This is a genomic window from Micromonospora sp. NPDC049799, assembly GCF_040656655.1.
Lineage (GTDB): Bacteria > Actinomycetota > Actinomycetes > Mycobacteriales > Micromonosporaceae > Micromonospora.
Map to the genome: position 1 here is coordinate 1 of NZ_JBFAMU010000128.1, position 11,677 is coordinate 11,677.

Below are 11,677 nucleotides of genomic sequence, written 5' to 3' on the forward strand. Positions count from 1 at the left end.
GGCCTCTCCGCCCGTACGGCCCGGCGTGCCACCCCGGAGGCGTTCCTCGCCGAGCGCCCGCACGCCGACTGCGTCGCCGCGCCGGTGCGGCGTACCCGGCGGGGCGACGTCGACTGGGTGGTGGCCCGGTTCTCCTGCCCGGACGGGCGACCGGTGATCGTCGAGGCGGTCGGGCGCGTGGCCGACCCCGCCGGCCTGCTCTACGTGCAGGTGGTGCCCCCGCCGGGCGGCGACGTCGACTTCGTCGACGGGCTGCTCGCGGGGGTGCGGGCCCGCTAGGTCAGGTGGTCACACCACCACCACCACCGTGATCGGGTACGCCGTGCCGTTCTGCGGGATCGTCACGACCACGGTGCCCACGCGGACGAAACGGATGTCCACCACCCCGGCCTCGTAGCTGCGGGACACCAGGTCCTCGCGGTCCACGGTGACCTCGCCCGGCCCGATGCCCCTGATGCGCAGCACCCCACCGGTGGCGAAACACAGCGAGCGCACCAGCGCCAGTTCCGTCTCGGCGAGAACCAGGTCGTAGCGGACCGCGCCGAGGCAGGCGTCCGGCAGCGTGGTCGGCGCCGGTGGTGGCGTACTCCTGCTTAGGGTCGGGGTGGGACCGCGCGGCGGGGATGGCCGGACCGTCGTCGCGCCCGTCGTCGCCGCCGTGGACCTGGTCGTCGACGGCGAGGGCCGGGTCGGCGCGGGGGCCGTGGCGGGTGTCCCGGAACGGTCGGGCGTGGTGGTGGACAGCGCCGGCGGCTGGACCGGCAGCGGCGCGACGGGGGTCTCGCCGCAGGCCGCGGCTCCGGTCAGCAGGGCGACGAGGGCGGCAGCCGACCACATGGTCGCCCGCCTGGGCTCAGCCATCGGACATCCGCTGCCGGACCTGCTGGCGGGCCTGGTGGATCCGGGACTTCACGGTCCCCTCGGGCACGCCGACCAGGGCGGCGATCTCGCGGTAGCCCAGCCCGAGCACGTCACGCAGGGTGACCACCTCGGCGAGGTCGGGCCGGACCGCGTCGAGCGCGTCGAGCAGGTCGAGCCGGGTGCCGGCGATGACGCTGGTGCGCCGTGGGTCGGGCATCTCGGGCAGCGGCACGCCGTGGGCCTCCACCAGCCAGCGCCGGCGCAGTACCCGGTAGGTCGACCGGGCGCGGTTCGCGGTGAGCCGGTAGAGCCAGGTGTGGAACGACGACCGGCCCTCGAACCGGCTGATCCCCACCGACAGCGCGAGCAGCGCGTCCTGGCACGCCTCCTCGGCGTCCTCGCGGTGCGGCAGCAGGCGGGCGCAGAGCCGCAGCACCTCCGGCCGCACCGCGACCAGCAGTGCGTCGAGCGCGGCGGCGTCGCCGCCGGAGGCGGAGCGGGCCAGCTCGTCGGTACCGTCCGGAAGGGGCATCAGGGTCGTCCCATGCTCGCCGGTTCTCCCTGGCTCCAGGCTACGGTCGCCGACGCCCCGACGCGGCGGGCGAGTCCGGCAGCCGACTGCCGGCCGCCGGCACCGGGCGCCGGCCGGGGGAGATCCACACCACCCGTCGCGGGTCGTCCGCGCGGCTGCTGGAGGCGCCGCCGAGGGCGGGGATAGGGTAGGCCGACCGACCTCGACCATCCCATGATCCGACCCGGGGGGGCCACGCATGGGCGATTCGTTCGCGCATCTGCACGTGCACACGGAGTACTCGATGCTCGACGGCGCGGCCCGCCTCAAGGACCTCTTCGCCGAGGTCGAGCGGCAGGGGATGCCGGCGGTGGCGATGACCGACCACGGCAACATGCACGGCGCGAACGACTTCTACAAGCAGGCCATGGCCGCCGGGGTCACCCCGATCCTCGGCATCGAGGCGTACGTGGCGCCGGAGTCGCGGTTCCACAAGTCTCGGGTGCGCTGGGGTCGGCCGGAGCAGAAGAGCGACGACGTCTCCGGCAGCGGCGGCTACACCCACAAGACGATCTGGGCGCGCAACAAGACCGGCCTGCACAACCTGTTCACCCTCACCTCCAAGGCGTACACCGACGGCTACTTCGTCAAGTGGCCACGGATGGACACCGAGCTGCTCGCGGAGTACTCCGACGGCCTGATGGCCACCACCGGCTGCCCCTCCGGTGAGGTGCAGACCCGGCTGCGGCTGGGCCAGGACGCGCAGGCGCTGGAGGCCGCGGCGAAGTACCAGGAGATCTTCGGCCGGGAGAACTACTTCCTGGAGCTGATGGACCACGGCCTCGACATCGAGAAGCGGGTCCGCGACGGGTTGCTGGAGATCGGCCGCAAGCTCGGCATCCCGCCGGTGGTCACCAACGACTCGCACTACACCCACGAGGCGCAGGCCGAGGCGCACGACGTGCTGCTGTGCGTGCAGACCGGCAGCAACGTCGCCGACCCGAACCGGTTCAAGTTCGGCGGCAGCGGCTACTACATCAAGTCCGCCGACGAGATGCGCGCCGTGGACGGCTCCGACGTCTGGCTGGAGGGCTGCCGCAACACCCTGCTGGTCGCCGAGCGGGTCGACCCGGCCGGGATGTTCGAGTTCCACAACCTGATGCCGCGCTTCCCGGTGCCCGACGGGGAGACCGAGGAGTCCTGGTTCCGCAAGGAAACCTTCAAGGGCCTGGCCCGCCGGTTCCCCGGTGGCGTCCCCGAGGGCCACGTCGTCCAGGCCGAGTACGAGCTGGGTGTCATCATCCAGATGGGCTTCCCGTCGTACTTCCTCGTGGTCGCCGACTTCATCCAGTGGGCGAAGAACCAGGGCATCGCGGTGGGTCCGGGCCGTGGCTCGGCCGCCGGCTCGCTCGTCGCGTACGCCCTGGGCATCACCGACCTGGACCCGATCCCGCACGGGCTCATCTTCGAGCGGTTCCTCAACCCCGAGCGCGTCTCCATGCCCGACGTCGACATCGACTTCGACGAGCGTCGGCGCGGCGAGGTCATCAAGTACGTCACCGACAAGTGGGGCGAGGACAAGGTCGCCCAGATCGCCACCTTCGGCACGATCAAGGCGAAGGCCGCGATCAAGGACTCGGCCCGGGTCCTCGGCTACCCGTACGCGGTCGGCGACCGGATCACCAAGGCGATGCCCCCGGCGGTGATGGGCAAGGACATCCCGCTCACCGGCATCTTCGACCCCAAGCACCCCCGGTACGCGGAGGCCGGCGAGATCCGTGGCCTGTACGAGTCCGACCCCGACGTGCGCAAGGTGATCGACACCGCCAAGGGCATCGAGGGCCTGATCCGGCAGACCGGCGTGCACGCCGCCGGCGTCATCATGTCCGCCGAGCCGATCATCGAGCACATCCCGCTGATGCGCCGCGACTCCGACGGGGTGATCATCACCCAGTTCGACTACCCGACGTGCGAGTCGCTCGGGCTGTTGAAGATGGACTTCCTCGGCCTGCGCAACCTGACGATCATCGACGACGCGGTCAAGAACATCCAGCTCAACCACGGCAAGGACCTCGACCTGCTGGCCCTGTCGCTGGACGACAAGGCGGCCTACGACCTGTTGGCCCGGGGCGACACCCTCGGTGTGTTCCAGCTCGACGGCGGGCCGATGCGTTCGCTGCTGCGGCTGATGAAACCGGACAACTTCGAGGACATCTCCGCCGTCCTGGCCCTGTACCGGCCCGGCCCGATGGGCGTCGACTCGCACACCAACTACGCGCTGCGCAAGAACGGCCTCCAGGAGATCACCCCGATCCATCCGGAGTTGGAGGAGCCGCTGCGGGAGATCCTGGCCCCCACCCACGGCCTGATCGTCTACCAGGAGCAGGTGCAGCGCGCCGCGCAGATCCTCGCCGGCTACACCCTCGGCCAGGCGGACCTGCTGCGCCGGGCGATGGGCAAGAAGAAGAAGGAGATCCTCGACAAGGAGTTCATCCCGTTCCGGGACGGCTGCCGCGAGCGCGGCTACTCCGACGCGGCGATCCAGGCGGTGTGGGACGTCCTGGTGCCCTTCGCCGGGTACGCCTTCAACAAGGCGCACTCGGCCGCGTACGGCCTCGTGTCGTACTGGACGGCGTACCTGAAGGCGCACTACCCGGCCGAGTACATGGCGGCGCTGCTCACCTCCGTCGGCGACGACAAGGACAAGATGGCGCTCTACCTGTCGGAGTGCCGGCGGATGGGCATCCAGGTCCTGCCGCCCGACGTGAACACCTCCGCCGGGCCGTTCACCCCGGTCGGCCGGGAGATCCGCTTCGGGCTGGGCGCCATCCGCAACGTCGGCGCCAACGTGGTCACCGCGATCATGCGGTGCCGCGAGGAGAAGGGCGACTACACCGACTTCTACGACTTCCTGTCCAAGGTGGACGCGGTGGTCTGCAACAAGAAGACCATCGAATCGCTCATCAAGGCCGGGGCGTTCGACTCGCTCCAGCACAGCCGCAAGGGCCTGCTCACCGTGCACGCCGACGCCATCGACGCGTACGCCGACGTCAAGCGCAAGGAGGCCGTCGGCCAGTACGACCTCTTCGGCGCCGGCTTCGGCGAGGCGGAGACCGGCGGCAGCACCACGGTCATGCCGGTCATCGGCGAGGGGGAGTGGGACAAGCGCGACAAGCTCGCCTTCGAACGCGAGATGCTCGGCCTCTACGTCTCCGACCACCCGTTGTTCGGCCTGGAGCACGTGCTCGGGGCGGCCGCCGACTGCACCATCGCCGCGCTCTCCGAGGAGGGCACCGTCCCGGACGGGGCGGTGGTCACCCTCGCCGGCATCCTCTCCGGCGTGCAGCGCCGGGTCACCAAGCAGGGCCGGGCGTGGGCGTCGGCCACCCTGGAGGACCTGGCCGGCGGCGTCGAGACGCTGTTCTTCCCCAACACGTACGAGGTGATCGGGCAGTACATCGCCGAGGACGCCATCGTGGTGGTCAAGGGCCGGGTCGACCGGCGCGACGACACACCGCGCGTCATGGCGATGGACATGTCGATGCCGGACGTCAGCAGCAACCCGGGCACCAAACCGATCACGTTGACCATCCCGGTGCACCGCTGCACGCCACCGCTGGTGGAACGCCTCAAGGAAACTCTGGTGCTGCACCCCGGTGACACCGAGGTGCACGTCAAGCTGCTCAACGGCGGCAAGGTGACCACGCTGCGGCTCGGCCCGTTCCGGGTGGCCGCCACCACGGCCCTCATGGGCGACCTGAAGAGCGTCCTCGGCCCCGCCAACGTCAGCTGACCGCCCCACCTGTGGGGCAGCTCGACACCGTACGGCGATGACCGCAGGCCGCCGCCGCCCGATTGGTTGTCCCCTGCGCTGACCAGTGCGGTTAGCGTCGGCGGCATGGACCTGGAACAGGCGCAGAAGCTGTGGCAGCCCCAGCCGGGCTGGTTGAACACCGCCTCCTACGGGCTGCCGCCCGAGCCGGCGTGGAACGCCCTGCAGAGCGCACTGGCCGACTGGCGGGTCGGGCGGACGTCCTGGGAGAGCTGGGACGGGGCGACCCGGCGGTCCCGGGAGGCGTTCGCCCGGCTGGCCGGTGTTCCGGTCGCCGACGTGACGATCGGTGCCACCGCCTCGCAGCTGCTCGCCCCGGTCGCCGCCTCCCTCCCGGCCGGCGCCACGGTGGTGGTCCCCGACGTCGAGTTCACCTCCAACCTCTTCCCCTGGCTGGTGCAGGAGCCGCGCGGCGTGCGGGTGCGCACCGTGCCGCTGGAGAAGCTGGCGGACGCGATCGACGGCGACACCGACCTGGTCGCGTTCAGTCTGGTGCAGTCCGCCGACGGGACGGTGGCCGCGTACGACGAGATCGTCGTGGCGGCCCGGGCCCACGGCGCCCTCGTGGCGGTGGATGCCACCCAGGCCTGCGGCTGGCTGCCCTTCGACGGGACGCGGGCGGACGTGGTCGTGGTCGGGGCGTACAAGTGGTTGATGGCGCCGCGCGGCGCCTCGTTCGCCTATCTGGCCCCGGCGCTGCGCGACCGGCTGCGCCCGGACGCCGCCAACTGGTACGCGGGCGTCGACCCGCACGCCTCCTACTACGGCCCGCCGCTGCGGCTGGCCGACGACGCCCGGCGGTTCGACATCTCGCCGGCCTGGTTCAGCTACGTGGGCGCGGCCCCCGCCCTGGAACTGCTCGCCGACATCGGGGTGCCCGCCGTCCACGCCCACGACGTGGCGCTGGCCAACCGGTTCCTGGCCGGCCTGGGCCGGCCACCGGGTGACAGCGCCATCGTCACGGTGGAGGTGCCCGGCGCGCAGGAGCGGCTGGAACGGGCCGGAGTCCGCGCCGCCGTGCGCGCGGGCCGGGTCCGCGCCTCGTTCCACCTCTACTCCACCGAGGCCGACGTCGACCTGGCCCTCGACGCGCTGACCTCCTGAGCCGCGCACCTCGTCGGCCGTCGGCCGTGGGGCGGCCACATGGTCGTCCCACCGGGTCCGCGGGTAGTCAGTGCCGTCGATGTCCCTGGTGGGCGCTCGCCGTCCGTGGATAGCCGTTCCGCACGGTCCGGACCCCCGGAATATGGGTGCCGTCGACATAGCTCGCCCGTGAAGTCCAGCCGTAGGTTTCCTGCACGCGACGGCCCTGTGACCGCGGTCACCGACCGGACGTCGCGCCAGACCTGCGGAGGATGTGGCCATGACCGGGCAAGCGCTCCTGTCGGCTCGCGGGCTGACCCGCGACTTCCGGGGCTTCCGGGCGGTCGACGGTGTCGACCTCGACGTCGCACCGGACAGCGTGCACGCGCTGGTCGGCCCCAACGGTGCCGGCAAGACGACCCTGTTCAACCTGCTCACCGGGTTCCTGGCGCCCAGCGGCGGGCGCATCGAGCTGGACGGGCGGGACATCACCGGGCTGCCGCCGGAGCAGATCGCCCGACTGGGTGTGGCCCGCTCCTTCCAGATCACCAGCCTCTTCCCCCAGCTGAGTGCCCGGGAGCACGTGGAACTGGCGCTGGCCAGCCCGAGTGGCCTGGGTTGGCAGTTCTGGCGCTCGGCGAAGCTGATGCGCCGCTACACCGACCGGGCGGGCGAACTGCTCGACATGGTGGGGCTCGGCGAGCTGGCCGAGGCGCCGTCCGAGGCGCTCGCGTACGGGCGTAAGCGGGCCCTGGAGCTGGCCATTGCCCTCGCCCTGGACCCGAAGGTGCTGCTGCTCGACGAGCCCACCGCCGGGATGGGCCTGGAGGACGTCGACCGGACCGTCGAGCTGGTCGCCCGGGTCCGACAGGGCCGGACCGTGGTCATGGTGGAGCACAACATGAGCGTGGTCGGCCGCCTCGCCGACACCGTCACCGTGCTGCAGGCCGGCAAGGTCCTCGTCGAGGGCCCGTACGAGCAGGTTCGCGCCGACGAGCGCGTGATCACCGCCTACCTGGGAGCCGCTGATGCTGCGCATTGAGAACCTGTCCGCCTGGTACGGCGAGGCGCAGGTGCTGCGGGAGGTCAGCCTCGACGTCGGTGCGGGGGAGGTGGTGACCCTCGTCGGCCGCAACGGCGCCGGCAAGTCCACCCTGCTGCGCTGCGTGATGGGGCTGCACGCCGGACAGCGCGGCACCGTGGAGCTGGACGGGCGGGACATCGGGAAGCTGCCCGCGCACCGGCGGGCCCGCCTCGGGCTCGGCTGGGTGCCCGACGACCGGGGCAGCTACGCCACGCTCAGCGTGACCGAGAACCTCACCCTCCCGCCGACCGTCGGGCCGGACCCGTGGTCGCTGGAGCGGGTGTACGAGGCGTTCCCCGCCCTCTACGAGCGGCGCGACTCGGCCGCCACCATGCTCTCCGGCGGCGAGCAGCAGATGCTCGCGCTGGCTCGGGTGCTCCGGATGGGCGCCCGGCTGCTGCTCTGCGACGAACCGACCGAGGGGCTCTCGCCGCTGCTCGTGCAGCAGGTCGGCGAACTCCTGCGCGAGGCCAAGCGGCACGGCGTGACCGTGCTGCTGGTCGAGCAGAACCTGCACTTCGCCACCGGCGTCGCCGACCGGCACTACCTGCTGGCCGAGGGACGCATCGCGGAGGCGATGGACAACTCCGAGGTGCGGTCGCGGGAGCGCGAGCTGCTGTCGTACCTCGGCATCTGAATTTTTCTGACGACTGAACCCCGCGCGGCGCGCGGACGAAAGGGATGAGCATGCGTAGGACGGTGGGTGTGGCAGCCGCGTCGGCGGCCGCGATGGTTCTGGTCGCCGGCTGCGGCGGCGGTGGTCCCCAGGCGGGCGGCGACGGGAAGCTGACCGGCGACTCGATCGTGCTGGGCGTCCTCAACGACCAGTCCGGCGCCTACTCCGAGCTGTCGGGGAAGAACTCGGTCAAGGCCGTCGAGATGGCCATCGCCGACTTCAAGGCGAAGCACGGCGACAAGGCGGTGACCAGCAAGATCACGGTGGAGACCGCCGACCACCAGAACAAGCCGGACGTGGCCAACAGCAAGGCCCAGGAGATGTACGACCGCAAGAACGTCGACCTTCTCCTCGACGTGCCGACCTCCTCGGCCGCGCTCAAGGTCGCGGACATGGCGAAGGAGAAGAAGAAGCTCTACTTCAACATCGGCGCCGCCACCACCGACCTGACCGGCAAGAGCTGCAACAAGTACACGTTCCACTACGCGTACGACACGTACATGCTGGCCAACGGCACCGGAAAGACCACGACCGAGCAGGTCGGCAAGAACTGGTACATCCTCTACCCGAACTACGCCTTCGGTCAGGACATGGAGAAGAACTTCTCCACCGCCATCACGGCCGCCGGCGGCAAGATCGTCGGCAAGGACGGGACGCCGTTCCCGAACACCAGCGGCGACTTCTCCACCTTCCTGCTCAAGGCGCCGACGCTGAACCCGAAGCCGGACGTCCTCGGCGTCATGCAGGCCGGCGCCGAGCTGGTCAACGTGGTCAAGCAGTACAACGAGTTCAAGCTGCGGGAGAAGGGCGTCGGGCTGGCGGTCGGCCTGATGTTCATCACCGACATCCACTCGCTCACCCCGGCGGCGCTGGCCGGCACCACCTACACCGACGCCTGGTACTGGAACTTCGACCAGCAGAACCGTGAGTTCGCCGACCGGTTCCAGAAGGAGACCGGCACCCGGCCGTCGTTCGCGCACGCGGCCAACTACTCCGCGGCGATGCAGTACCTGGAGGCCGTGCAGGCCGCCGGCACCGACGACGCCGACACGGTGGTCAAGGAGCTGGAGGGCAAGGAGGTCAACGACGTCTTCCTGCGCAACGGCAAGATCCGCGCCGAGGACCATCGGGTGATCCACGACGCGTACCTCGCGCAGGTGAAGCCGCAGTCCGAGGTCACCGAGCCGTGGGACTACGTGAAGGTCCTGAAGACCATCCCGGCCGCGGAGGCGTTCCGCACCCCGTCCCCGGACTGCAAGCTGTGACCGGTTTTCTCCAGAACACGTTCAACGGGTTGGTGAGCGGGGCGTTCTACGCCCTGCTCGCCCTCGGGCTCGCGGTCATCTTCGGCATGCTGCGGGTGGTCAACTTCGCCCACGGCGCGTTCTACATGTTCGGCGCGTTCGGCGCGTACGTCCTGCTCACCGAGGCGGGGGTGCCGTTCTGGGCGGCCCTGGTGATCATGCCGGTGGGGCTGGCCCTGCTCGGCATGGCGCTGGAGCGGGCCTTCATCCACCGGCTCACCCGGCTCGACCCGCTCTACAACTTCCTGCTCACCTTCGGCCTCACGCTGATCCTCCAGGACCTGGTGAAGCTCCGGTACGGCGTGCAGTCCAGCCCGTACGAGACCCCGTCCGCGCTCAGCGGGTCGGTGGACTTCGGGCTCTTCGACTTCCCGACGTACCGGGTGTTCATCCTCGGCTTCGCGGTGGCCGTCTGCGTCGGCGTGTGGTGGGTGCTCACCCGCACGAGGGTCGGCATGGTGGTCCGCGCGTCCACCGAGCGGCCCGAGCTGACCCGGGCCTTCGGCATCGACGTCGGCCGTTGGGTCACCCCGGTGTTCGGCTTCGGCATCGGCCTGGCCGGGCTGGCCGGCGTGCTGGCCGCGCCGATGCGGGCCGTGAACCCGCTGATGGGCGCCGACCTGATCATCGTGGTCTTCGCCGTCGTCGTGATCGGCGGGCTGGGTTCGATCTTCGGCTCGGTCGCCGCCGGCTTCGGCATCGGCCTGGTGCAGGCGTGGGGAGAGGCGTACCTCTCGGACTTCCCGATCATCTCTCAGACGATCGTCTTCATCGTGATGGCCGTCGTGCTGCTCTGGCGGCCGGCCGGGCTGTTCGGCCGTGAGGAGGCACCGGCATGACGAGCACCGTGGACACCGAGGCCGAGGCGGCCCGCCCGGCGCGCTCCGGCCTGGTCACCGTGGCCCGGGCACCCGGTTGGGTCCGGTACGCGCTGCTCGCCCTCGGGCTGGTGGTCGCGCTCTGGCTGCCCAACGGGTTGTACCCTGCGGTCGCCGTGGACATCCTCTGCTGGGCGCTGTTCGCCGTCGCGGTGGACCTGCTGCTCGGCTTCACCGGGCTGATGTCCTTCGGGCACGCGGCGTTCTGGGGCGCGTCGGCGTACGTCACCGGGCTGGTGGCCATCCACGTCGGCCTGCCCTTCCCGCTGGCCGTGCTGGCCGGCGCCCTCGCGGCGGCCGTGCTCGCGGTACCGATCGGGTACCTCGCGGTGAAGCGGACCGGCATCTACTTCGCGATGGTCACGCTGGCCTTCGCGCAGATGGTCTACTACATCGCCAACGAGTGGCGGTCGGTCACGCAGGGCGAGAACGGCCTGCAGGGCGTACCCCGGTCGTTCTTCGGTATGGACCTGACCGACGACTACTACTTCTACTACGCGATTCTGCCGATCGTGCTGCTCGGCCTCGCCGGGGCGTGGCGGGTCGTGCACTCACCCTTCGGGCGGGTGCTGGTCGGCATCCGGGACAACCCGGCCCGGGCGCGGGCGCTGGGCTACCCGGTGCACCGCTACAAGCTGACCGTGTTCGTGCTCTCCGGCTTCATCGCCGGGCTCGGCGGCGGCCTGTTCGCGGTCGGCCACCGCTTCGTCTCGCTGGAGGTCCTGCACTGGACCACCTCCGGCAAGGCGGTCATCGTGGTGGTCCTCGGCGGCATCGGCACGCTCTGGGGCGGAGTGCTCGGCGCCGGCATCGTGGTCCGGCTGGAGGACTGGCTGTCGTTCTCCGGCTTCGAGACGATCGGCCTGGTCACCGGCAGCATCTTCGTCCTCGTCGTGTTGCTCTTCCGGCGCGGCATCTGGGGCACCGCGTCCGCCCTCGCGCTGCGCTGGTGGACATCCCGCCGCAGGTAATCCCAAGCGGGGCGCATCCGTAGCGCGCCCTTCCGGCGAACCCCCTGGTAGTGATCGTCTACCCGGGGGTACGTCTGGTGTTGACAGAAGGGGTTTCGGCCGACGCCGTCGAGGTCGCGCGCAAGCGCCTCTCGCTCGCCGCGGAGGACCTGGACGGCAACCGGGTCGCCGCGCTGATCGTCGACTTCGCCGGCCAGTGGGGTGCACCCGCGCTGTGGGAACGGGTCTGCATCCCGATGCTGGCCGCCCTGCCGGGCCACACCGCCACCGAGATCGCCGTCGAACACGCGCTCTCCGAGGGCGTACGCGTGGGCCTCGACGTGCACCTGCGTGAGCCGGTCCGGCCGCTGCCCGCCGACGGTGTCCTGCTCGCCGGTGCCGAGCACGAGACGCACTGCCTCGGCCTGCACGCTCTCGCCGCCGCGCTGCGGGAACGCGGCCGGGGCAGCCTGCTGCTCGGGCCCGCGCTGCCGTGGG

At 70.9% G+C, this 11,677-nt stretch carries 9 protein-coding genes and 2 pseudogenes; 9 read left to right on the forward strand and 2 right to left on the reverse strand.

Going from position 1 to position 11,677, the window contains the following annotated elements; genetic code table 11:
• Positions 1-279: pseudogene (locus tag AB0I76_RS12740) on the forward strand (serine/threonine protein kinase); the annotation flags it as partial.
• Positions 280-288: 9 nt separating this feature from the next.
• On the opposite strand, the gene AB0I76_RS12745 reads toward AB0I76_RS12740, so the two are convergent.
• Positions 289-861 carry a hypothetical protein gene (locus tag AB0I76_RS12745; RefSeq protein ID WP_357033953.1) on the reverse strand — a complete coding sequence of 191 codons (573 nt, stop codon included), beginning with the start codon at positions 859-861 and terminating at the stop codon, positions 289-291.
• Positions 854-1,393 carry an RNA polymerase sigma factor gene (locus AB0I76_RS12750; protein ID WP_357033955.1) on the reverse strand — a complete coding sequence of 180 codons (540 nt, stop codon included), beginning with the start codon at positions 1,391-1,393 and terminating at the stop codon, positions 854-856. The genes AB0I76_RS12745 and AB0I76_RS12750 overlap by 8 nt, the downstream gene beginning before the upstream one ends.
• Positions 1,394-1,631: 238 nt before the next feature.
• On the opposite strand from AB0I76_RS12750, the gene dnaE reads away from it, so the two are divergent.
• From dnaE to AB0I76_RS12790, 8 genes and pseudogenes are all read left to right on the forward strand, one after another.
• Positions 1,632-5,165, forward strand: a complete 3,534-nt coding sequence (dnaE, locus tag AB0I76_RS12755) for a DNA polymerase III subunit alpha (RefSeq protein WP_357033957.1) — start codon at positions 1,632-1,634, stop codon at positions 5,163-5,165.
• Between the two features lie 105 nt (positions 5,166-5,270).
• Positions 5,271-6,308 (forward strand): aminotransferase class V-fold PLP-dependent enzyme, encoded by a 1,038-nt coding sequence (locus AB0I76_RS12760; RefSeq protein WP_357033959.1) that lies wholly within the window; start codon positions 5,271-5,273, stop codon positions 6,306-6,308.
• A 259-nt stretch (positions 6,309-6,567) separates the two neighbouring features.
• Positions 6,568-7,329: an ABC transporter ATP-binding protein gene (locus AB0I76_RS12765; RefSeq protein WP_357033961.1), complete on the forward strand. Its 762-nt coding sequence runs from the start codon at positions 6,568-6,570 to the stop codon at positions 7,327-7,329.
• A complete protein-coding gene (locus tag AB0I76_RS12770; RefSeq protein ID WP_357033963.1) occupies positions 7,316-8,008 on the forward strand; it encodes an ABC transporter ATP-binding protein in 693 nt (230 codons plus the stop codon). The genes AB0I76_RS12765 and AB0I76_RS12770 overlap by 14 nt, the downstream gene beginning before the upstream one ends.
• A 44-nt stretch (positions 8,009-8,052) precedes the next feature.
• A complete protein-coding gene (locus tag AB0I76_RS12775; RefSeq protein ID WP_357033965.1) occupies positions 8,053-9,312 on the forward strand; it encodes an ABC transporter substrate-binding protein in 1,260 nt (419 codons plus the stop codon).
• Positions 9,309-10,190 carry a branched-chain amino acid ABC transporter permease gene (locus tag AB0I76_RS12780; protein ID WP_357033967.1) on the forward strand — a complete coding sequence of 294 codons (882 nt, stop codon included), beginning with the start codon at positions 9,309-9,311 and terminating at the stop codon, positions 10,188-10,190. Before AB0I76_RS12775 ends, AB0I76_RS12780 begins: the two co-directional genes overlap by 4 nt.
• On the forward strand, positions 10,187-11,200 hold the full coding sequence (locus AB0I76_RS12785) for a branched-chain amino acid ABC transporter permease (RefSeq protein ID WP_357033969.1): 1,014 nt from the start codon (positions 10,187-10,189) through the stop codon (positions 11,198-11,200). Before AB0I76_RS12780 ends, AB0I76_RS12785 begins: the two co-directional genes overlap by 4 nt.
• Positions 11,201-11,277: 77 nt before the next feature.
• Positions 11,278-11,677 (forward strand): annotated as a pseudogene (locus tag AB0I76_RS12790) (transcriptional regulator); the annotation flags it as partial.

Excerpts from the sequence above, each read along its gene's own strand:
- AB0I76_RS12760 (WP_357033959.1), top strand. The coding sequence starts at position 5,271 with ATGGACCTGGAACAGGCGCAGAAGCTGTGGCAGCCCCAGCCGGGCTGG.
- AB0I76_RS12765 (WP_357033961.1), top strand. The coding sequence starts at position 6,568 with ATGACCGGGCAAGCGCTCCTGTCGGCTCGCGGGCTGACCCGCGACTTC.
- AB0I76_RS12775 (WP_357033965.1), top strand. The coding sequence starts at position 8,053 with ATGAGCATGCGTAGGACGGTGGGTGTGGCAGCCGCGTCGGCGGCCGCG.
- AB0I76_RS12785 (WP_357033969.1), top strand. The coding sequence starts at position 10,187 with ATGACGAGCACCGTGGACACCGAGGCCGAGGCGGCCCGCCCGGCGCGC.
- AB0I76_RS12750 (WP_357033955.1), bottom strand. The coding sequence starts at position 1,393 with ATGCCCCTTCCGGACGGTACCGACGAGCTGGCCCGCTCCGCCTCCGGC.
- AB0I76_RS12745 (WP_357033953.1), bottom strand. The coding sequence starts at position 861 with ATGGCTGAGCCCAGGCGGGCGACCATGTGGTCGGCTGCCGCCCTCGTC.
- dnaE (WP_357033957.1), top strand. The coding sequence starts at position 1,632 with ATGGGCGATTCGTTCGCGCATCTGCACGTGCACACGGAGTACTCGATG.
- AB0I76_RS12770 (WP_357033963.1), top strand. The coding sequence starts at position 7,316 with ATGCTGCGCATTGAGAACCTGTCCGCCTGGTACGGCGAGGCGCAGGTG.